This is a genomic window from Parafrigoribacterium mesophilum, from assembly GCF_039652555.1.
GTDB classification, from domain to species: Bacteria; Actinomycetota; Actinomycetes; order Actinomycetales; family Microbacteriaceae; genus Parafrigoribacterium; species Parafrigoribacterium mesophilum.
The window spans coordinates 1,002,857-1,024,091 of sequence record NZ_JBDJAF010000001.1 but is presented as its reverse complement, the minus strand read 5'-3'; the positions used below and the strand labels follow the sequence as shown (position 1 = coordinate 1,024,091).

At 64.1% G+C, this 21,235-nt stretch carries 22 protein-coding genes; 17 read left to right on the top strand and 5 right to left on the bottom strand.

Annotated features, from left to right (window positions below):
* Nucleotides 1–38: 38 nt before the first annotated feature.
* Entirely contained in the window at nt 39–1,031 is a 993-nt protein-coding gene (locus tag ABFX56_RS04855; protein ID WP_346232136.1) for a zinc-binding dehydrogenase, read from the bottom strand.
* A gap of 168 nt (nt 1,032–1,199) precedes the next feature.
* On the opposite strand from ABFX56_RS04855, the gene ABFX56_RS04850 reads away from it, so the two are divergent.
* The 3 genes from ABFX56_RS04850 (at nt 1,200) to ABFX56_RS04840 (ending at nt 4,116) form a co-directional block, all read left to right on the top strand.
* On the top strand, nt 1,200–2,312 hold the full coding sequence (locus tag ABFX56_RS04850) for a Gfo/Idh/MocA family protein (RefSeq protein WP_346232135.1): 1,113 nt from the start codon (nt 1,200–1,202) through the stop codon (nt 2,310–2,312).
* Nucleotides 2,313–2,404: 92 nt separating this feature from the next.
* On the top strand, nt 2,405–3,187 hold the full coding sequence (locus ABFX56_RS04845) for a sugar phosphate isomerase/epimerase family protein (protein ID WP_346232134.1): 783 nt from the start codon (nt 2,405–2,407) through the stop codon (nt 3,185–3,187).
* A gap of 47 nt (nt 3,188–3,234) precedes the next feature.
* Nucleotides 3,235–4,116 (top strand): sugar phosphate isomerase/epimerase family protein, encoded by an 882-nt coding sequence (locus tag ABFX56_RS04840; protein WP_346232133.1) that lies wholly within the window; start codon nt 3,235–3,237, stop codon nt 4,114–4,116.
* A gap of 114 nt (nt 4,117–4,230) precedes the next feature.
* Here ABFX56_RS04840 and ABFX56_RS04835 read toward each other — a convergent pair whose 3' ends face one another.
* Nucleotides 4,231–5,733: a M81 family metallopeptidase gene (locus ABFX56_RS04835; RefSeq protein ID WP_346232132.1), complete on the bottom strand. Its 1,503-nt coding sequence runs from the start codon at nt 5,731–5,733 to the stop codon at nt 4,231–4,233.
* Nucleotides 5,734–5,907: 174 nt separating this feature from the next.
* Between ABFX56_RS04835 and ABFX56_RS04830 the strand changes: the two genes are divergently transcribed.
* The 6 genes from ABFX56_RS04830 to ABFX56_RS04805 all read left to right on the top strand — a co-directional run bounded on the left by ABFX56_RS04830 (nt 5,908) and on the right by ABFX56_RS04805 (nt 10,480).
* Entirely contained in the window at nt 5,908–6,675 is a 768-nt protein-coding gene (locus tag ABFX56_RS04830) for a VOC family protein (RefSeq protein WP_346232131.1), read from the top strand.
* The gene (gene manD / locus ABFX56_RS04825; RefSeq protein WP_346232130.1) at nt 6,676–7,917 is read left to right on the top strand and encodes a D-mannonate dehydratase ManD; all 1,242 of its coding nucleotides are present in this window, start codon (nt 6,676–6,678) and stop codon (nt 7,915–7,917) included.
* Nucleotides 7,911–8,447 (top strand): gluconokinase, encoded by a 537-nt coding sequence (locus ABFX56_RS04820; RefSeq protein ID WP_346232129.1) that lies wholly within the window; start codon nt 7,911–7,913, stop codon nt 8,445–8,447. Before manD ends, ABFX56_RS04820 begins: the two co-directional genes overlap by 7 nt.
* Nucleotides 8,448–8,467: 20 nt before the next feature.
* Nucleotides 8,468–8,605: a hypothetical protein gene (locus tag ABFX56_RS04815; protein WP_346232128.1), complete on the top strand. Its 138-nt coding sequence runs from the start codon at nt 8,468–8,470 to the stop codon at nt 8,603–8,605.
* A gap of 4 nt (nt 8,606–8,609) precedes the next feature.
* Nucleotides 8,610–9,932 carry an enolase C-terminal domain-like protein gene (locus tag ABFX56_RS04810; RefSeq protein WP_346232127.1) on the top strand — a complete coding sequence of 441 codons (1,323 nt, stop codon included), beginning with the start codon at nt 8,610–8,612 and terminating at the stop codon, nt 9,930–9,932.
* 182 nt (nt 9,933–10,114) lie between these two features.
* Nucleotides 10,115–10,480, top strand: coding sequence for a hypothetical protein (locus tag ABFX56_RS04805; protein WP_346232126.1), 366 nt, complete (start codon nt 10,115–10,117; stop codon nt 10,478–10,480).
* Between the two features lie 18 nt (nt 10,481–10,498).
* Here the strand turns inward: ABFX56_RS04805 and ABFX56_RS04800 are convergent, their stop codons facing one another.
* Nucleotides 10,499–11,536 (bottom strand): Gfo/Idh/MocA family protein, encoded by a 1,038-nt coding sequence (locus ABFX56_RS04800; protein WP_346232125.1) that lies wholly within the window; start codon nt 11,534–11,536, stop codon nt 10,499–10,501.
* A gap of 4 nt (nt 11,537–11,540) precedes the next feature.
* Complete coding sequence (locus ABFX56_RS04795) at nt 11,541–12,254, bottom strand: FadR/GntR family transcriptional regulator (RefSeq protein ID WP_346232124.1); 714 nt, start codon at nt 12,252–12,254, stop codon at nt 11,541–11,543.
* 211 nt (nt 12,255–12,465) lie between these two features.
* Here ABFX56_RS04795 and ABFX56_RS04790 point away from each other — a divergent pair, with 211 nt between their 5' ends.
* The 8 genes from ABFX56_RS04790 (at nt 12,466) to pth (ending at nt 19,573) form a co-directional block, all read left to right on the top strand.
* On the top strand, nt 12,466–13,779 hold the full coding sequence (locus tag ABFX56_RS04790) for an ABC transporter substrate-binding protein (RefSeq protein WP_346232123.1): 1,314 nt from the start codon (nt 12,466–12,468) through the stop codon (nt 13,777–13,779).
* Nucleotides 13,780–13,883: 104 nt separating this feature from the next.
* Nucleotides 13,884–14,813, top strand: a complete 930-nt coding sequence (locus ABFX56_RS04785; RefSeq protein ID WP_346232122.1) for a carbohydrate ABC transporter permease — start codon at nt 13,884–13,886, stop codon at nt 14,811–14,813.
* Entirely contained in the window at nt 14,810–15,697 is an 888-nt protein-coding gene (locus ABFX56_RS04780) for a carbohydrate ABC transporter permease (protein WP_346232121.1), read from the top strand. Before ABFX56_RS04785 ends, ABFX56_RS04780 begins: the two co-directional genes overlap by 4 nt.
* Nucleotides 15,698–15,724: 27 nt before the next feature.
* Nucleotides 15,725–16,222 carry a gluconokinase gene (locus ABFX56_RS04775; protein WP_346232120.1) on the top strand — a complete coding sequence of 166 codons (498 nt, stop codon included), beginning with the start codon at nt 15,725–15,727 and terminating at the stop codon, nt 16,220–16,222.
* On the top strand, nt 16,219–17,364 hold the full coding sequence (gene dgoD / locus ABFX56_RS04770; RefSeq protein ID WP_346232119.1) for a galactonate dehydratase: 1,146 nt from the start codon (nt 16,219–16,221) through the stop codon (nt 17,362–17,364). The genes ABFX56_RS04775 and dgoD overlap by 4 nt, the downstream gene beginning before the upstream one ends.
* Nucleotides 17,365–17,387: 23 nt before the next feature.
* The gene (locus ABFX56_RS04765) at nt 17,388–18,077 is read left to right on the top strand and encodes a bifunctional 4-hydroxy-2-oxoglutarate aldolase/2-dehydro-3-deoxy-phosphogluconate aldolase (RefSeq protein WP_346232118.1); all 690 of its coding nucleotides are present in this window, start codon (nt 17,388–17,390) and stop codon (nt 18,075–18,077) included.
* A 207-nt stretch (nt 18,078–18,284) separates the two neighbouring features.
* Nucleotides 18,285–18,932 (top strand): 50S ribosomal protein L25/general stress protein Ctc, encoded by a 648-nt coding sequence (locus tag ABFX56_RS04760; RefSeq protein WP_346232117.1) that lies wholly within the window; start codon nt 18,285–18,287, stop codon nt 18,930–18,932.
* Nucleotides 18,933–18,979: 47 nt separating this feature from the next.
* Nucleotides 18,980–19,573, top strand: coding sequence for an aminoacyl-tRNA hydrolase (gene pth / locus ABFX56_RS04755; protein ID WP_346233151.1), 594 nt, complete (start codon nt 18,980–18,982; stop codon nt 19,571–19,573).
* A 13-nt stretch (nt 19,574–19,586) separates the two neighbouring features.
* On the opposite strand, the gene ABFX56_RS04750 is transcribed toward pth, so the two are convergent.
* Complete coding sequence (locus ABFX56_RS04750) at nt 19,587–21,149, bottom strand: PucR family transcriptional regulator (protein ID WP_346232116.1); 1,563 nt, start codon at nt 21,147–21,149, stop codon at nt 19,587–19,589.
* Nucleotides 21,150–21,235: the final 86 nt, after the last annotated feature.

Genomic DNA, 21,235 nt, shown 5'->3' with positions numbered 1-21,235 from the left:
ACTCCCATCGTGCACGCCGACCGCGCTGGGCGCATCCGCTAGTAGGTCAGCACGACGGCGAGATACTCGTCGAGACTATCCTCGAGGCGGTCGTACAGTACGGGAGCCTCCGTGTACGGAAGTTCATGGGTTCGGATTTCGCTCAAGTGCAATGCCCCTCCGCACAACCCGAAGAGGTAGGGAACGTCCCGCTGGCGCACCTGGGGGCTAACCGTGCTGTCGTGGGCGCCAATGATGGTCAGGCCCTTCTTGTGGATGTCCGTGTACGGATCGATCTCCATCGTGTTGCGTGGGCTTCCCTGCAAAACCACGCGGCCACCAGCTCTGGTTACCTTCAGGCAGGCATCGATATTGCTCTCGATGCCTGCGGCCTCGATGCTGACATCCGGTGCTGAGGCGGGGTTGGCGGCGAACCAGTGAACCAGGCTAGTTTCCCCAAGGTCGATGACGGGGGCGAATCCCAGGGAGGTGCCCCGGCGCAGCCGTCCCTTGGAGAGGTCGGCCGCGATGACCGAGGCTCCGGAGATGCGGTACAACTGGCCGACGAGAATCCCGACCAGGCCGAGACCACTGACCAGAACGGTCTGGCCCAGTTCAGTTGGGGCACGGCGCACGGCGGTCATGGCGATCTGCACCAAGCTGAAGAAAACCGCGTCGCGAGGCTCGATTCCGTCCGGGACTGGCAGGCAAAGGTTAGCCTCGGGCGTCGACACAGTTGCGTGGGCACTCGGGTGCCACACTCGGTCACCGATTGCGAACCCCGTGACCTCACGACCGATGGCTTCGATGCGTCCTACCGCGGCATAGCCGGGGTAGAACGGGTACTTAAACTGAAGCGCTGCAGCTCCGCCGGAGGCGAATGCCCGGTGCCGCCTGCGCAGTACTGCAAGCTCGGTGCCCGCGCTCACCAGCGAGGCCTCATTTCTCACCAGCACCTGAGTCGGCTGCAGAACCGCCGGCACCGTGAACGGCTCGATCCGACAGTCGTCTTGCCCGGCAAACAGGATCCTGTTCTCGGTGGCGTCTGACATGGCTCTCCTCGTGATTTCTGGATTGGGAATCGGTCAGCAGCACTCGCGTGCCTGCGCCAACAGTACTGTGGATTGCGAGAATTGGCAATCGGTTGTCAGCCGGCTGTGAACTCGCCTAGACTTGTCGAAACCTAGCTGCGTTTCGCTCTCGGATTGGAGTCGCCGACGGTGACCACGCAACCCATTCGCATCGCCATCATCGGCACTGGCGTCATCGGAGAGCTCCATGCCGACGTGCTGTCCAGAAGCGATGACTTCGCCGTCACGGCCGTCGTCAACCGCAGCCTGCCCAAGGCGGAAGAACTAGCGACAAGGGTTGAGAGCTCCGGATCTCCACGGCCGATGGTCCTGACAGATGTTGGCGACGCGTTCGAGTGGTGCGATGCGGTGTCCATTTGCACTCCGAGCGGTGCGCACGGGGAACTCGGATTGCAATCGATCATGGCGGGAAAGCACACCATGATCGAGAAGCCGATCGATGTGTCGCTGGAAAGGGCATTGCGAATTCAGCGTGCGGCGGCGGACCGCCCGGATGTCATCACTACTGTCGTGAGTCAACATCGGTACGACCCGAGTTGCGAGGTGCTGTTCAACGCGGTGCAGGACGGTCGCCTCGGGCGCCTGACGTCAGGAGTGGCAAACCTCGCGTGGTGGCGGAGTCAGGCTTACTACGACACCGCGAGCTGGCGGGGCACGTGGCAGCACGACGGCGGCGGTGCGCTGATGAACCAGGGAATCCACCTGCTCGACCTCATGCTGTGGATGATGGGACCGGTCGCCACCATTCAGGCCCAGGCGGCGACGCTCGCTCATTCTGGCATTGAAGTGGAGGACACTCTCGGTGCGACGCTGCTCTTTGAATCCGGCGCGATCGGGAGCGTTCTGGCGACGACGGCGGCGTACCCCGAGTTGTCAGCGCGACTGCAGGTTCACGGGGCTCGCGGTTCCGCTGTGATTGACGATTATCGGCTTGGCTATTTTCACACGTCCACGGAAGACCGCACCGGCTCACGGCACGATTCGAGCGGTGGTGAGAATCTCGCCGAGACGGAGATGGCACGCTACAAGGGTTTCACCGGCGTCGCAATGGGAGACAGTCACGCTCGGCAATATGCGGACTTCGCCCGCGGCATTCGCGATGGGCGGCAAACCAGGGTTCCCGTCGCCGAGGCGGTACGGACTCTTGCGGTGATAGAGGCCATCTACGAAGCCGCAAGGACCGGCCGTGCGGTGTCGAGGAGTGGCTCTATGGGCGAGCGGGGAGCGGAATGCAATCGGTGACGTTGAGTGCATGGAGAGGTACCGGTTTGGCAACCGGTTGCGTTGCTTTCGATAGTTCTCTAGGCTAAGTGGACGGCCGAAGGGGCATATCCATGGAAATAGGTTCATTCATCACCCCCGAGCGAGTCGCTGCGCTCGCAGAGGCCGGAGCGGACTACGCGGAGTTGTTCGTCACGCGCACGGTCATGGCAGGCGACCGGGACACGTTCGAGGCGTTTCGTGCCGATGCCGCGTCGTGGCGCACCCCGCCGCGAGCATTCAGCGGACTGCTGCCCGCGGAACTCAAGATTTGCGGGCCCGACATCGACGTTGCGCGGCAGGATGCCTACGTCCGGGAGATGTTCGATCGAATTCAGTCATTGAGCGGAGGCGGCGTCGTCGCCACCCTTGGCAGTGCCGACGCGCGCGCCATCCCAGAGGGGTTCGATCGGAAGCGGGCGCTCGACCAGTTGGCCGATTTTCTCGAGCGCACCGCCACTGTGGCTCATGACCACGGTGTGAGGTTCACGCTCGAGCACTTAAACCGCGGTGAGACCAACGTGTTCAATTCCCTGCGCGAGTGCGGAGATTTTGTGCGAGAGCGCGGCCTGAACCAGGTGTTCCTGCTCGCCGATCTCTACCACATGATGCTGGAGAGCGAGCCGCTGTCGACCATTGCCGAGTACGGCGATCTCATCATCCATGCTCACGTCGCCGACACGGGCCGGGATGCTCCTGGCACGGGGGACTACCCATTCGGTGAATTCTTCTCGACCCTGAACCAGGCAGGCTATCGCGGCAACTGCTCGATAGAGGCCTTCTGGACCGACTTCGACGGGCAGGTCGATCTCGCGGTCGAAACCTGCCGTCGCGCTGCCAGCGCCGCTCGCTCGTGACTGCGGCATCCATCTGAAATCCAGTAGAAACTCAAGGAGAAACAACCATGGCAATTCGCGTAGCGGCCAACCCCATTCCCTATTGGCTCACCGGAACGGTGTCGAATAAGAGCAAGGAGAACCTCGAGGTCGCGTTCAAGGACCTCTCCCAGATCGGATTCAGCGCGGTGAAGGCCGATGTTCCGGAGGGCATGAGCGTTCAGGAGTACCGCGATTGGGTCGCCAGCTACAACCTTGCCCCCGCGGTTAGCCTGTACAACTCGCAGTTCGACCGCTCCACCCCCATCGCGGAGGATGTTGAGGCGGCGAAACAGTTCGCCGCGCAGCAGTTGTCCCTCGGGCTCACCGCCACGATGCTGTGCCCGATCTTCGTTCCGGAGCGATTGAAGTCGCCGTCTGTCGGGGCGGAGTTCGATGAGGGGCGATTCCAGAACGTTCTGGAGGACATTGCAACCGTCGCGCAGGCCATCAACTCTGAGGGCGTCTACCCACTACTGCACGGACACGTCGGAGGATGGGTGGAAACTGAGGAAGAAATTCGTCGTGTGCTCGACACGCTCGGAGCCGACGTAATCGGTTACGGACCGGACACCGGGCACCAGACTTGGGCGGGCGCCGACCCGGCGGCACTCATTCGCGACTACGCGGATCGCGTCGGCGCCATTCACATCAAGGATGTGTTCCCGGACCACCTGGGCACGAACCGCAATCCGAATCTCAGCTACGCCGAGACGGCGGGAACCAAGCGCCTGTGGGCGGAGCCGGGTAAGGGCGTCGTCGACTTCGCGGCTATCATCGCCGCGATGCCTGCCGACTATGCAGGCGACTACATGATCGAGGTCGACGTTCCGAGCATCGACAGCCGCTATGACTCGTTGAAGGAGTCGTACGACTGGGCGAAGGAGGCACTGCGCTTCGCTCAGCTCTAACGCTTAGCCGCTGCCACAAGCCGGCATCGGGAGGCATCCTGTCGCCATGACGGATTCCGCCCGGTGTTGGCTTCTCGCTCTCGGCCGCACTCACACGAGCACCCCGCGCCTGGTTCAATGCCAGGTTGGAATCACTCGCGGAGTGAGGTCCGGCTCGAAATCCTGGTCGAGCGGGAACATGGGACGCCGGCGCGTGCGGTAATCCAGCCGGCCGAAGTCCAGGTCGGTTCCGCCGGGCGTAACGGCAAGGAATGCGCTGGACGCCAGTGCCGTTTGGCTCGGGAACAGATAGCCGTTCTTGACCACCACGACATCGTGATCCAGGGCCGCGTCGGAGAATGCGACATCTGGAAGCATCCCCGGCGCGAAGGCGGGATCGTCCTCCCGTACGAACGGCGCATGCCCGGACTGAACGATGACCGAGATGGTGCCGTGACGCAGTCGCGCTCCCACTGGCTTCCCGATGCCGTCGGCGATGATTTCCTCGACCGACCACGGGCCGGCGACCGCGTCGCCGAATCGCCTGTCCCGAGTCGCACCGATTGCTCGGTCGAGGGTGGAGCCAACGCCGGCTTCCACCGCGGCGGCCAGGCTGGGAGCGTCAACGAGTCCCGCGAACAGAAACGTCTTCCCGGATTTCGCCACGTCTGGCCGGTCTTGGGTCGCGCGAATTGCGTAGGTGATGTCGCCCGAGGCGCCGGCCGTCACGTTGTCCCCTGAGTCGCTCAGTACGACGGGAGTCGACGCTCCGTCCAGCACGAAATCGAGAGCTTCGTCCCAGGTGCCGGAGTGCTCGGCGATGATCCGGAAGTCGCGTCGCGCGCCCCAGTATGCCTTGGCCAGCCGGTCGGCGCACGCTTCTGCTGCTGCCCGATCGTAACCCAGTGCCATGACCGCGGCCGAGCAGCGTGCTTCATCCGCCCATGCGCGACCGATCCAGATTGAGGTGTCCACCACCTCGAACGAGTCGAGGCACGTTGCAACCAGGTCCACGCAGATGCTGTGCCCGGGTTCGGCTAGCGTGCTCGTGCGCTCACCGGCAAGCAACATCGGGATGGGGACCCAAACCTTGAACGGCCGCGCGCCCTTCTCGATCGTCTGGATCAGCAGGTGAATGGCGCGGTCCCGGGTCGACAGTAGGTCGATATGCGGGGCGTGGCGGTGGCTGGTCGCCAGATCGATGAGCGTGACGAGTTCTTCCGAGAGATTGCCGTGCGGATCCATCGATACCGAGATGATGGCATCCTTGCCGACGAGGTCGCGGATGAGGCGGACGTATCGCTCCTCCATGGACTCCCGACCGAGGACCGTCATCGCGCCGTGGATGTCGAGGTAGACACCGTCCAGCGGCCCCTCGGCGACCGCCTCGGCAAGACGTTCCATGGTCTCCTTCTCGAACGCGTCGTAGACCTCGGGGTTGGTGGGGCCGCCCGGTGGTGCAACGGCCCGCAGGATGGGAACCCAGTCGACTCGACTTGCCACCTCGCCGAGTCGAGCCCGAAGGTCGTAGTGCTTGACGAGCTCCGTGCCCCTCAACACCTCGAAGTCCTTCGCCTCGGTCATGTGCAGCGCGAATGTGCTCGACTCGGTGTTGATTCCCGCGATCGCAATGCGCATGGTGGGAGCTCCTCCGAAAGTGTGTGTAATAGTTTGAGACTTCAGTATTGGCAACCGCTTGTCAAGTGCACGCCCCTATGATTTAGTTGCATGCAGGGAGCTTGTGGCTCTCCATGCCCACGCGATGGAATGCCATCCGTCAGAAACCGATTGCCAAAGCTATGAGGACGCGCTGTGATCTACGAGCTCAATCATGCAGGCATCCTCGCCGAAGATCTTGAACGGTCGCTGGCGTTCTACTGTGTCGGCCTCGGCGGCACGATCGTGTTTCGAAAGCAACGCCTGGACCGCTCCGCCGAGATCGTCTACGTGCGACTGGGCGACGGCCTGGTCGAACTGATCGGAGGGCTCCGCGCCACTGCGGATTTCGGCGGCTACGGCCCACATCACCTCGGCTTCATGAGCGATGACATCGACGCCGACTTTCGCCGCATGATTGAGGGTGGCGCTGAACCCTGGCTGGCGCCTTCTCCGGCAGGAACCGGCGTCGGATTCACTGCTTTCGTTCTGGATCGGTCAGGAACTAGAATCGAGCTGCTTGAGCGCGACACCGACTTCCGTGCCCAACCGACGGGCACTGCCTACGGATGCGTCGAGCACTATTCCGTCTATACCGATGACCCCGCATCCTCCTCCAAGTTCTATGGTGCCCTTCTGGGGATGAGAGCGGTAAGCGACGCTTCCGGCGGCTACTTCAGCCTCGGGAACGACCGCCTTCGAGTTGAGAGCACGACGAAGCCGGAACTGTCTGGAGTTATCGGCCGCATTGTGGTCACCGTTCCGGACCTCGACGACGGCGGCGCCCGGCTGGCGAACCTCGGGTTCACTGGCGAGCAGAATGCGGCGAGTGTCGATGCAAAACTAGACAAATCACTGTTGTTCCGCGACCCCGATGGCTCCGCCGTGGTGATTCGCGAGCACGCAATAACCCGGAGGAAGTAATTGAGCAAAATCACCGCAGCGGACGTCATCGTCACCAGCCCCGACCGCAACTTCGTCACGCTGAAGCTCACGACGGACGATGGGCTCACCGGGCTGGGTGACGCAACCGTCAATGGCAGGGAGCTTGCCGTCGTGAGCTACCTGCGCGACCACGTCGTGCAACTCCTGGTCGGCCGGGATGCCCATCGGATCGAGGACACCTGGCAATTCCTGTACCGGAGCGCCTACTGGCGCCGCGGTCCCATCACGATGGCGGCCATCGCTGCGGTGGACATGGCGCTGTGGGACATCAAGGGCAAGGCCGCGGGGATGCCCGTCTATCAACTGCTCGGCGGCGCGAGCCGCACCGGCCTGCTCGCCTACGGCCACGCATCCGGCAAGTCGCTCCCCGAGCTTTTCGACAGCGTGCGGGCGCACCAGGAGCAGGGCTATAAGGCGATCCGGATCCAGACCGGCGTGCCCGGCCTCAAGTCGATCTACGGCATCGCCTCCAACGCCACATTCGAGGCGAATACCGGGGTGCGGTATGACCACGAACCGGCGCAGCGAGGCACGTTCCCGGCCGAGGAGGATTGGGACACCCGCTCCTATTTGCGGCATGTGCCGACGGTATTCGAAGCTGTCCGCAACGAGTTCGGCCCGGAGTTGCCGTTGCTGCACGACGGACACCACCGGATGACGCCGATCCAGGCGGCCCAGTTGGGCAAGTCACTGGAGCCGTTCGACTTGTTCTGGTTAGAGGACTGCACCCCGGCGGAGAACCCGGAGGCACTCCGACTGGTGCGCCAGCACACCACCATCCCGTTGGCGATCGGCGAGATCTTCAACACGGTGTGGGACTACCAGCAGATCATCCGCGAGCAGTTGATCGACTACGTGCGGTCCGCAGTGACCCATACCGGCGGGATCAGCCACCTGAAAAAGGTGCTTGAGTACGCCGCGCAGTACCAGATCAAGTCCGGCATGCACGGGCCTACCGACATCTCCCCAGTCGGGATGGCCGCAGCCCTGCACCTCGGGCTCGCCATCCACAATTTCGGCATCCAGGAGTACATGAAGCACGGCGCGAAGACGGACGCCGTGTTCGAGCAGTCGTTCAGCTGGGCCGATGGCATGCTCCACCCCGGAGACCAGCCTGGGCTAGGGGTCGAGCTCAACCAGGACGAGGCCGGCAAGTACCCGTATGAGACCGCCTACCTGCCATACAACAGGCTCGCCGACGGAACCGTCCACGATTGGTAAACCAGATGTCACGCTCCATTCCGCCCATCCTGGTGATGGGAGTTCAGGGCTCAGGCAAGTCGACCATAGGCATGATGCTTGCGGAGAAGCTGGGAATCACGTTCCTTGACGGCGACTCGCTGCATTCGCCGGAGAACGTTGCCAAAATGGCTGCGGGCATCCCGCTCGACGATGCTGATCGGATGCCGTGGCTCGCCCAGATCGGCAACATTCTGGCCACTGAGCGTCACAGCGGCATCATCGTCGCGTGCTCAGCGTTGAAGCGGAGGTATCGCGACTTGATTCGGGATTCAGCCCCCGACCTCTTCATCGTCCACCCAGAAGGACCAATCGAGCTGATCGCGGCACGGATCAGTATCCGCCAGCACGAGTACATGCCGGCGACGCTACTCAGTTCTCAGTACGCGATACTTGAACCACGCGCTCTTGATGAGCGGGGAGTGACTGTTGATATCAGTTGCGAACCTTCTGCCGTCATAGACGCTGTGGCAATCGCCTTGGCGGTCGGGTCACCCACACGCACACGCTGACCGGTCAGGACCCTGCCGCAGTGATCGAGCGGGTCTTCGCGCTGCGCGACATCTTCCCCCTCCCGCTTAGAGAATCGGATGCCTTCAAGGCCGCCGTCGTCTCGCAGCTTTCCGCCGTGCGCGGCCTCGTTGCCGCGCCCCACCTATCGAACGGATAGAGCCATGCCCGCAATCGCCAACATCGAGATCCTCGACGTCAGGTACCCAACTTCGCTGGAATTGGACGGCTCGGATGCGGTGAATGTCGACCCCGACCACTCCGCGGCGTATCTGCAATTGACGGTGGACGACTCGACGTGGCCGGTCGGTTATGGCTTCACCTTCACCGGCGGCCGCGGCAACGAGGTGATGTGCGCGGCGATCGCCTCGGTGGTGAAGTTCCTGCCGGACTGGGACGTGGAGGAGATGCTCTCCCGCCTGGGCGAGGTGTCGCGGCTGCTGGTGCACGACTCGCAATTCCGCTGGATCGGGCCGGAAAAGGGCGTCAGCCACATGGCTGCCGGTGCCGTGCTCAGCGCCCTGTGGGACATCAAGGCGAAGCGCGCCGGTCTGCCGCTGTGGAAGCTGATGGCGTCAATGTCCCCAGAGGAGCTGGTGTCCGTGGTGGACTTCAGCCACATTCGCGACGCGCTCACCGAATCCGAGGCGCTGCAGATGCTGCGCGACGGGCAGGAGGGCAAGGCCGAGCGGATCGCCGAGCTCGAGGCGTACGGTTTTCCCGGTTACACGACCGCTCCAGGCTGGCTCGGCTACAGCGACGAGAAGATGCAGCGTCTGGCCCGGGAGGCCGTGGCCGAGGGCTTCACGCTGATCAAGATGAAGGTCGCCGGCAACGTCGAAGACGACAAGCGGCGGATGCGGCTGGTGCGCGATGCGGTCGGGCCCGACATCCGGATCGCCGTCGACGCGAACCAGCGCTGGGAAGTGGACGAGGCTGGGCCGTGGATCAACCAGTTGCAGGAGTTCAACCTCTGGTGGGTGGAGGAACCCACGAGCCCGGATGACATCCTGGGACACGCCAGGATCCGAAGCGAGATCGCGCCGATCCGGGTCGCCACCGGTGAGGCGGTGCAGAACCGGATCGTATTCAAGCAACTGCTGCAGGCCGGAGCTATCGACGTCATGCAGATTGACTCGACACGCGTCGCCGGCCCGGGTGAGAACGTCGCCAACCTGCTGCTTGCCGCGAAGTTCGGTGTGCCGGTGTGCCCGCACGCTGGCGGGGTCGGTCTGTGCGAACTTGTGCAGCACTACTCGTTCTTCGACTATGCGGTCGTCGCCCGCACCAAACAGGACAGGGTCATCGAGTACGTCGACCACTTGCACCAGCATTTCGTCGCGCCGGTCACGCTCACCGCGGGCCACTACCAGGCGCCGACCGCGCCAGGGATCGGGGCGGAAATGCTGCCGGAGTCTGTGGCGAAGTGGACCTATCCGGATGGCGAGGGCTGGAGCGCGCTGCGCGCCTCCGGTCGAGTGGCCTAACCGACAATTTATAGCCCTCGGGAACAGTACTTCACAACCCGTTGACCTCATTATTTTCGCTCGCGTAATGTCCGCGCCGTTGGGGGCTGAAGACAGGGTTGTCGCACAAGAGCTCTGTCGACAGGTGCAAGAAATCAATACAAGCAATTGTCAGATTCATTCACACCAACGATGGAGTAACAATGTTCAAGAAGGTACTTGCCGTGGCTGGAGCGACGGCCGCATTGATGATGATCGCCGGTCCCGCGCTCGCAGATGACTGTGTCAATCTCAGCCGACCGGCCCCGGAGTGCAATATGTCGTGCACCGCACCTGTGATATCCGGCAACTGGGTGTGGTTGCCCAGCATCGGAATTGACGAGGCCGCCTGGGGCTTCGGAACGCCGGGGTCAATTGTTGCCCAGCAGGCGTCCTTGCCCGGAAGTGCGGGGAACTACCTCAATGACAGGGGCGGGGTCTCGTGGCTTCTCGAGAACAGCGCGATCTGTAACGACCTGGTCCCGTCCCGTCAGACGACAAACGGCATCCAGACCGGGTGTGGCGATTAGGCGACGAGCACTGCCGGGTCAGACCGCGGGGAACTCGCGATGGATCCGCTCGATGATCCGCACCACTTCGAGGGCGTCGAGCGGGTCCACCGGCACCGGGCCGTCGCCACGGATGGCAGCGGCAACGCCGGTGTAGAAGGCCGGGTAATCGCCCCGCTCGGTGGGTACCACGGAACGGGTGCGTCCATCGCTGGCCGCGCCGAAGGCGTCGGGTGTGCTGAGGCCGTAGTCCTCGTCGGTCGGCAGCATGCCGGAGTCCACCGAGGCCTCTTGTGGGTCTAGCCCGGTCACGCAGTAGGTACCAGAGGAACCAAGCACGCGGAATCTGGGCCCAGACAACGCGGCCACGCTGCTCATGGTGAGGTGCGAGCGCACTCCGCCGGCGTGCAGCAGGGACACGAACGCGTCGTCATCGCTGGCCCCACCGGGCCGCTGAATTCGAAGTTCCGCGTGCAACTGCACTACCGGCCCGAACAGTTGCAGCGCCTGATCGATGAGGTGGCTGCCGATGTCGAAGGTGATTCCCGCACCCTCGGCAGGGGTGGTGGTGTCCTGCCACCGCTCGCGCAGTGGCCCGGCCCAGCGTTCGAAGGTCGACTCGAAGCGGGCGATGGTGCCGAGCGCGCCCGAGCCGATCAGCTTTGCGACCGTGAGAAAATCGCCGTCCCAGCGACGGTTCTGGAACACGATGAGCGGTTTCCGCACCGAGGCGGCCGCGGCGATCAGGACCTCGGCAGCGGCGACGGAGGGGGCGAACGGTTTGTCGACGACGACGGCCGCACCAGATTTCAGCGCCGCCAGTCCCTGCTCCAGGTGCGTGTGCGCGGGCGAGGCCAGCACGACGAGATCGAGGTCACCTGCCCGCTCGAGAAGGTCGGCGGGGGAGTCGACCACCTGCGCATCCGGATATCGGGCGGATGCGAGTGCCCGTCGCTGCGGATCGCTCGTCGCGATCAGCTCAAGGCGGAAGTCTGGGTTGGCGGACAAGAACGGCGCGTGGAACACACGGCCGGAAAGTCCGAAGCCGATGATGCCGGTCTTGATCGGTGTTGCCATGGTCCTACCCTTTCAGATCGACCGACCCTGCTTCGTCGTCGCCCGGACCCTGGTCCCACAGAGAACTCATCTCTTCCAGGGTGCGCTGCATGATACGCAGCATCGCCTTGTGCGCTTCCTCGCCGTTGCCGCGCTGGATGGCGCTGGCCACGTCCACGTGCATCTGCAATGCCTCGTCGTGCGGATGCTGCGGCATCATTCCGTAGTGCGTGCGGCCGGTGAGCACTTCTGCCACCAGAGTGTTGAGCTTGCCGAACATCTCATTTCCGGAACTGGAGAGCACCAACCGGTGAAACGTGATGTCGAGTTCGAGGAAGCGTTCCGCATCGCCCAACTGACCGGCCGCCCACAGCTTGCCGGCGAGGCCCATCAGATCGCTCGCACTCGCGAGCGGTGCCCGTACCGCAGCCAGCCTCGCCGCCTCAGGTTCCACCGCGGTGCGCAGTTCGGTCAGCGAGCGCAACTGCGCGATGCGGCCGGATGACGCCAGGCGCCATCTGATCACCTGCGGGTCGTACAGATTCCACTCGCTCGACGGCAGGATCTGCACACCGACGCGGCGGCGGGACGTGACCATCCCCATCGACGCGAGCACACGCAACGCCTCGCGGATGACCGACCGAGAGACCCCGTGCCGCGCCTCGAGTTCCTCGATACGGATGACGGATCCGCTCGCCAACTCGCCCTCGGTGACGGCGAGCCCTAGTAGATCCAACACCTGAGCATGCAAACCCGTCAGGGGTGTCAAGGGTGCCAGCGGCTCAGTTGCGCTGACCGGGACAGTGCTCACGAAACAAATCATATCGCTTTGGTTACGGTGTTGAATATGTATGATCTATTGGTTAGCTTGTTGTCTTAGGACAGATGTAAAACGAAAAACCTTCGAGGGTTCGCTCACAAAAGCGCGCTCTCATGAGAATGGAGACACAGTGAAGCGTCAATCGATCGTGAAGGTAGTAGGAATCGCCACCGCGGCGCTCCTCACTGCCGGAGTGCTGAGTTCCTGCAGCGCTGGAGGCGACAACGGCGGCAACGCCGACAATGCCAAGACCCCGGCTACGTTGCGGGTGACTCTCGCGAACCATGTCTGGACAGACATCATCAAGCAGAAACTTCCGGAATTCGAGAAGAAGACCGGCGTTAAGGTCGAGGTGAGCCAGTACGGCGAAGACCAGCTCTCCGACCAGTACAACGTGAAGCTCAACGCCGGTACCAACGAGATCGACGTGATGATGTACCGTCCGCTGCAGGAGGGCAAACTGTTCGCGCAGAACGGTTACCTTTCCGACCTCAGCAAGGATGTCAAGAGCGACAAGGACTGGAACTGGAGCGACTTCCAGAGCGGACCGGTTAAGTCGACCACGTTCAAGGACAAAGTGGTCGGGGTTCCGATCATCACCGAGCAGGAAGTTCTCTACTACCGCAAGGACCTGCTCGAGAAGGCCGGCCTTCAGGTTCCGAAGACGATGGACGAACTGCAGGCCGCGGCCAAGACCATCAAGGAGCAGAACCCCGGCATTGCAGGCTTCGTCGCCCGTACCGACAAGTCGGCTGCGGTGACCCAGTTCTCCAGCTTCCTGTACAGCTTCGGTGGTGAGTTCATCGACAAGAACGGCAAGGCGGCGGTGAACAGCCCGGAGGCCAAGAAGGCATACGCGTTCTACGGCGGACTGATCAACAAGTACGGTCCCGACCACGTCAGCACCGACATGAGCTGGCCGGAAGCAATGGCCATCTTCACGCAGGGCAACGCGGCGTTCTACACCGAGGCCGACAGCCTCTACAAGAACGCCACCGACCCGGCCAAGTCGAAGGTGTCCGACACCGTCGGGTTCGCGCAGTTGCCCAAGGGCAGCGCCGGTTCCAACCCGTACAACGTGCCGTCATGGGCGCTCGGCATCAACGACGCATCCACCAACAAGTCCGCCGCGTGGAAGTTCATCCAATGGGCAACCAGCGCTGACATGACCCTCGCCATCCAGAAGGAGGGCGTGCCCGGTGCGCGCGACTCCGTCTGGGCCGATCCGGAAGGTACCGCGACCTACCCGAAGGACCTCGCCGCGGCCATCGCGACCAGCACCAAGACCGGTGTTGGCCACGACCGCCCACTGGTGATCAAGGTTCCCGAGGCCCGTGAGATCGTCGGTACGCCTATCGTGACGGCGATCACCGGAGGCGACTCGGATGCCGCCGCGGATGAAGCCAACAAGGCGTTCCAGGCACTCCTGGACGACGAGAAGTAACACCCGACCGCCACGCGGCCGATGCCAGGCACACTCTGGCATCGGCCGCGTGCTCGTCAAACCCCTAGATTCAATGCATCCCCTATTCCTCTGCGAGGTGAACGATGACCCAAGTAGCATTGCGCGCTCGATCGGCGACGCCGTCGAAAAACTTCTCGAACTGGGCCAATAAGCACCGGAAGTGGCTGTTCGCCGCACCCGCCATGATTTTCGTGGCGCTGCTCATCGCCATCCCGCTGGGCTGGACGCTATATCTGAGCTTCACGGATGCGCAGGGATCGGTGCGCAACCCCTCCGACTTCGTCGGAATTGAGAACTACCTCCAGGTGCTCACGGACACCGCCAGGTTCTGGCCAGCCGTGGGGCGCACCTTCATCTTCACCATCGGCGCGCTAGTGGTTGAGCTTGTGTTCGGGATGGGCATCGCCCTCCTGCTGTGGCGGCCATTCCGGGGCGAGAAATGGGTGCGGGTGGCGATCCTGCTTCCGCTGGTGGCCACTCCCGTCGCCGTCGGCATGATGTGGCGACTGATCTTCGACCCGAACATCGGATTCGCCAACCAGGTGCTGAACTGGTTCGGAATCCCGTCGCAGCCGTGGCTGTCCGGCCAATCCACCGCCCTGCCCACCCTCATCTTTGTGGACATCTGGCAATGGACCCCGATGATCGTGCTGATTCTGCTCGCCGGGCTGACGTCGCTATCCGACGAACCCGACGAAGCGGCGCGCATCGACGGTGCGAGCGCCTGGCAACGCTTCTGGTATGTCACGCTCCCGCTGCTCAAGGCCACCGTCATCGTGGCAGTGCTGCTGCGCTCGATCGACGCGCTCAAGACCTTCGACATCCTGTACGCCACCAAGGGCAAGGGTGGCGGCTCATTCCACGAGGTCGAGACACTGAACGTCTACGTGTTCGGGGTCAGCTTCGACTACAGCGACTACGGCATCGCCTCCACCGTGCTGATCCTGTTCTTCTTGATCATCATCGCCTGCATGTGGGTGCTCACATTCCGCAGGAAGGACCGCGAATCATGACCTCGACACTCACGGAGCCGACCAGCACCGACCAGCAATCACGACCGGCCCGTCCGTCGCGCAAAAAGCCACTGCGCACCAGGGCGTACAAGTGGTTCCGCGCCATTGTGCTGATCCTCATCGTCATCGTCTTCGTCGCTCCGCTGGTCTGGATGCTCATCGCCTCCTTCAAAACCAACGTGGACATCTACGACGCGAGCAAGACGATTCTCTTCACACCCACGCTCGAGAACTACGACAACGTGCTCGGGCGCAACAACTACTTCGGCTTCATCTTCAACAGTTTCTGGGTAGCGCTGTGGGCGACCGTGTTCTCGCTGATCCTCGGGGTTCCAGCGGCCTACGCCATGAGCCGATTCACCATGCACCGCTCCGCGATGGTGGTGCTGATGGCCCGCATCATCCCCGGAGTGAGCCTGCTCGTGCCGTGGTACTTCATCTTCGCCAACCTGCGGATGGTCGGCGGCTTCGCGGTGCTCATCCTGTCGCACATGTTCGTGGCCCTGCCGCTCATCGTCTACATCATGATGTCGTTCTTCGATTCGATGTCGATGGAACTGGAAGAAGCCGCACAAGTGGACGGGCTCACCCCGATCGGCGCCTTCCGGCGCATCACCTTGCCACTGTCGGTGGCGGGCATCGCCACCTCGGGAATTCTCTCCTTCATCTTCTCCTGGAACAACTTCATGTTCGCCCTCGTGCTCGCGGGCGCCAACACGAAGACGCTGCCGGTAGCCATCTTCAACTTCGTGTCGTACGCCAGCATCGACTGGGGCGGCCTGATGGCGGCGGCCGTCGTGGTCACCATACCGATCATGGTGATCGCTTTGTTCACGCAGAAATACATCGTCTCCGGTCTCACCGCGGGCGCTACGAAGGGTTGATTGATGGGCTTTCATTCGCTGCCTCCCATGATCGTGATGGGGGTGCAGGGCTCCGGCAAGAGCACGATCGGCACCGCGTTGGCAAGAAAGCTCGACGTGCCGTTCGTGGACGGTGACAGCCTTCACTCCGCTGAAAACATCCGACTGATGGCGTCCGGGCACGCGTTGACCGACGAGGAGCGCCTGCCCTGGCTGCAGGCAGTGGGCGAGCGGCTCGCCGGCGCGGGCGATCGCGGAGTGGTGGTGGCCTGTTCCGCACTTAAACGCAGCTACCGCGACCTATTACGAGAGCACGCACCCGACATGGCCACGATATATGCCAAAGGGGACATACAACTCATCAGGACGCGGATTTCGGGAAGGCACCACGACTACATGCCAACCTCCTTGCTGCAGTCGCAGTTCGACACACTCGAGGAACGCGACTCGGACGAGCCGGGCATCACCGTCGACATCGGGCAGACGCCGGCGCAGATCGTGGAGCGCATCGCGGAGTTTCTCACCCGGAGGCCAGCCGAGAAATGAAAATCAGCCGGATCGAAACGTTCCTGGTACCCCCACGATGGTTGTTCGTGCGGGTAGAAACCGACACCGGCCTCGTCGGCTGGGGCGAACCCGTCGTAGAAGGACGCTCGGAGACCGTGCGTACCGCGGTGGAGCAGCTGTCCGAGCTGCTCATCGGCGAGGATCCGTTGCGGATCGAGGATCACTGGCAGGTGATGACCAAGGGGTCGTTCTACCGCGGCGGTCCCATCCTCTCCAGCGCCGTGTCGGGCCTGGATCAGGCGCTCTGGGACATCGCAGGAAAATCGCTCGGCGTACCGGTGCATCAACTGCTCGGAGGGCACGTGCGCGACCGCATCAGGATGTACGGCTGGGTGGGCGGCGACGAGCCTTCCGAGGTGGCTGACGGCATTTCCGCGCAGCTGTCGGTGGGCCTCACGGCAGTCAAGATGAACGCGAGTGGCCGGATGGGCGCCATCGCGAGCGTCGCGCAGATCGACGGGGTGGTGCAGCGGGTCGCGGCCGCCCGGGCGGTGCTCGGGGACAACCGCGACGTGGCAGTGGACTTTCACGGGCGCTTCACCCTGGCCGACGCCAGGCGCGTGGCACCACTGCTTGAGCCGTTGCATCCGTTCTTCCTCGAGGAGCCCGTCGTCCCTGAGAACTCACACCTCATCGGCAGGCTCGCGAAGTCCACGTCGATCCCGGTGGCGACGGGTGAGCGGCTGTTCTCCCGGCAGGAGTTCTTGCCGGTGTTGGAGGCGGGCATCGCGATCGCGCAGCCGGACCTCTCGCACGCCGGCGGCATCACCGAGGTGCGCAAGATCGCCTCGCTCGCGGAAGTCTTCGACGTGCAACTCGCGCCGCACTGCCCGCTGGGACCGATCGCGCTCGCCGCGTGCCTGCAAGTCGGGTTCGCCACGCCCAACTTCCTGATCCAGGAGCAGAGCATCGGCATCCACTACAACCGCGGCGCCGAAGTGCTCGATTACGTGCTTGATAAGACACCGCTGGCCTTCGTCGACGGATGCATCGAGCGGCTCACCGGACCCGGCCTGGGCATCGAAGTCGACGAGGCCGCCGTCCGCACCGCCGACAAACACGGCCACGCCTGGCGTTCGCCGGTGTGGCGGCACCCCGACGGGTCGTTTGCGGAGTGGTGAACGCCAAAGGAGACGAGGAACGGATGATTCGCGACGACACTAGCCTGGTGGCCCCGGCCGACTTCCTGCGCAGCCTGACCAGCGCGCGATTGCTTGCCATCATCCGCGGGTCACAGGCGGATGCCGCCATCGCGACGGCACTCGCCCTCATCGATGAGGGGTTTCAATTTCTGGAGATTTCGCTGGGCACCGATGACGCGTTGCGCGTCATAGAAACGGTGGCGCAGCGCTCGGGCAGTGCGATGGTTGGCGCCGGAACCGTGCTGTCGGTGTCCGATGTGACGCACGCGCGTGACGCCGGCAGTTCGTTTCTCGTCACACCGGCACTCGCGCCCAGCGTCGCCGAGTCGGTGCGGCGGGGGGTTCCCGTTATCGCCGGCGCGATGACCCCGACCGAGGCATACTCGGCAATGCAGGTCGGTGCCACCGCGGTCAAACTGTTCCCGGCATCCAGCGGCGGACCAGCGTTCCTGTCGGCACTGCGCGATCCGCTGCCCACCACGCCGTTCGTGCCCGTCGGCGGAGTGGACCTGCCGGCCGCAAAAGAGTACTGGGCGCGCGGGGCCGTCGCCGTGGGGATCGGCAGCCCGCTGGTCAAGGATGCCGCCTCCGGCGGCGACCTTGACACGCTGCGAGAGCGTGCGCGGGCCTTCCTCGCTGCGGCGGCCCAGGCAGGCGAGCAGGCCGGTTCACGCTCGGCGTCGCGACCCTGATAAACTCGAACACTGTACTTCGGCGAGGGATCGTCGGTCGGCGGGGAGACCAGCCGGTGGACATCCGTTATCGACGCGGTGGATCAGGCGCGGTGCTGTGGATTCTTGCGGCACGACACAGTCTTTCCTCACGCTGACATGCGTTCGAGTTGACATCACACGACACTACAGAGACGACGGGCCTGACCGCCTGCGAGGGAGTTACCAATGGCTGAGGCCACGAAAGAGAAGAAGATCGCCGAGGGTGCCGACAACGGCATCAGTGCTGAGGTGCGTACCCAGTTCGGCAAGGGGGCAGCGCGCAAGCTGCGGGCGGTCGGCAAGATCCCCGCGGTGCTCTACGGTCACGGCACCGACCCCCGGCACGTGAGCCTGCCCGGCCACGAGACGGCGCTCATCATCCGTCGCGCCAACGCGATCATCGACCTCGACATCGAGGGCGAGCACCAGCTCGCGCTGGTCAAGGACGTGCAGAAGGACCCGGTGCGCCAGATCATCGAGCACCTCGATCTGATCATCGTCAAGGCCGGCGAAAAGGTGCAGGTCGACGTCGCCGTGCACGTCGTCGGCGAGCCGGCTCCCGGCCTGGAAGTGGACCTGGACGCCAAGGTCCTGCTCATCGAGTCGCTCGCCACGAGCATCCCGGAGCGTCTGGAGGCGAACGTCGAGGGTCTCGAGGCCGGTGCCCAGATTCTGGCCAAGGATGTCGTGCTGCCGGCAGGCTGCACCCTCATCACCGAGCCCGACGTCCTGGTCGTCGCGATCAGCGTCCCGGTCGAGCAGGACCTCGGTGCCGAGCCTGAGGCAGCAGCGACCGAGGAGGCTGCGCCTGCGGCCGAAGAAGCGGCAGAATAAGCAGCATCATCACGACGGAGTTTGCGAAAGCTGAAGAGAGGCATCCGCTGGATACCAACCAGTGGCTCGTAGTCGGGCTCGGGAATCCCGGGCCCGACTATGCCAGCAACCGCCACAACGTGGGACAGATGGTGCTGGCCGAACTTGCTGACCGGATGTCCGCGACCTTCAAGAGCCACAAGACCAACGCCATGGTCGCGGAGGGCAGAAGCGGCCTGGAAGGGCCGAGGCTGATCCTGGCCAAACCCGGAAGCTTCATGAACGTGTCGGGCGGTCCGGTGGCCGCGCTGCTGCACTACTACAAGATCGACCCGGGGCACCTGATCGTCGTTCACGACGACCTCGACATCCCCTTCGACACGCTTCGGCTAAAGCTGGGTGGTGGCCACGGCGGCCACAACGGCCTCCGCGACATCATTGCGGCGATCGGTTCCAGCGATTTTCTCAGAGTGCGGGTGGGCATCGGGCGGCCACCCGGGCGTCAGAGCGCCGCCGATTTCGTCTTGCACGACTTCACATCCACGGAGCGCGCGGTGCTTCCGAACGTGCTCGTGGATGCCGCGGATGCCGTCGAGAAAATCGCCCGCGATTCGCTGGCGGCCGCGCAACTGCTGTTCCACACCCACTCGCCGGCGCAGTGACGCCCGCCGCCGGTCAGCCCTCCCGAGCGCTCTCGACCGCCAGCAGCGCCGTCCAGAGATCCGCGCGCGCCCGGAACGCGCCCAGATCCTGACCCAAGAGCTCTTCGACGAGCGCGATCCTGGCCCGCAGCGTGTGCCGGTGAACGCCCAGGGTCCGGCTCGCCGATTCGAACTCACCGTTGGCCTCCAGCCAGGTGCGCACGGCGGTCACCAGGTCAGTGCCGTGTGCCGCATCGTGCGCGGTGAGCGGCTCGAGGACCGAGCGGCCGACCTCCGCAGCCGCGGCGCCGACCATGAGGGCGAGTACTCCCTGGCCGGACACGGTGTGGAAATCCACCGCGGCGCCGCTCGACTGCAGCGCTCGCTCGTGCGCGAGTTCGGCCTGCCGCAGCGCGTGGTGCAGGTCGGCATATGCGGTCGGCGCCGACCGACCGAGCGGGAGCGAGAACTTCGAGGTCAGGTCGTCGAAGATCGGGTGGGCCGGATCCGCGCAGAACACGATCGAGTCGCCGGTCACGGCATAGAAGAGGCCGTGTCGGGCGCTCTCGGCGCGCAGTTCGATGTACTCGATGACCTGTTCGAGGCGGTCCGTCGGCGCATCCGCCAGCACCACGACGAACGGTTCGGCCGGCAGGGGTCCCCAGGTCTCCCGGGAGATCTCATCGACCAGCGCGACGTCGCCGGCGAGCAGTAGCCGCCACATCCCCGTGCGGAGATTGCCGCGCACACGATCGAGGGTGTGATTCTGCTCCAGGGCGAGGCCCGCCAGTGCGACCACGCTGGTGACCACCTGCTCGCTGGCCTGGTCGCGACCGTGGACTTCGCCGAACGCCAAGATCCCGCGGAGTCTGCCACGCCCGCCCAGCGTCTGAAGCGTGATCGACTCGCCGCCGGCGACCACCGTGGCGCTCGACCGCCGCGCCCTGCCCAGCAACAGCGCCGCCTGGCGGCTGACCTCCTCCAGCGCTGGTCCGGACAGAGCATCCCGCGGAAACACGCGGTCAATCGACCCGGCCGCGTCGAACAACGCCACCCAGTGGTGCAACTGGCGGGACAGCTCGGCGAGCGTGGCCGACAGGCCGTCCGAGCGCAGTGCCGCCAGTGCGATGGCCCGCTGTGCCGCGAGAGCCCAACTGTTCCTGGCGGCGGCATCCGCGGCGGCGATGTCGGCGACGAGCCGGGCGATGGCGATGAACGGCGTGCGGTAGGGCACTTCGAACAGCGGCAAGCCGTACGTTTGGCACGCGCCGATCAGAGCATCCGGGGTTCCTTCCCGTACGACATCGGTGCCGAAGCCGAGCGCGGTCACGTCGTGCTCGCGCAGGCGGGAGACATAGGGCGCCACGGTCGCCTCGGTCGCGTCCGGACCGAACTGGGTACCGGTGGTCAACAGCACCATGCCCGCGGAGAGGAACGGGGTGGGATCGGGCAGGTCGGAGCTGTGCACCCACGGTACGATCGCCTCCAGCGACCCGGCGGGCAGCGCGGATTCGGGGGTGAGCAGGGCGAGCCGCAGTTCGGCGTGGTCGAGCAAGCGCCGCACCGTGGCCGGCATGGTTGCCTCGCTCTCCGACATCACTGGACGGTATGTACAGTCCGTTTGAAGCAAATGTACACGGCGTCTACGGCAGGTTCGGTCGGATGCTTCTACGATGGCGCCAA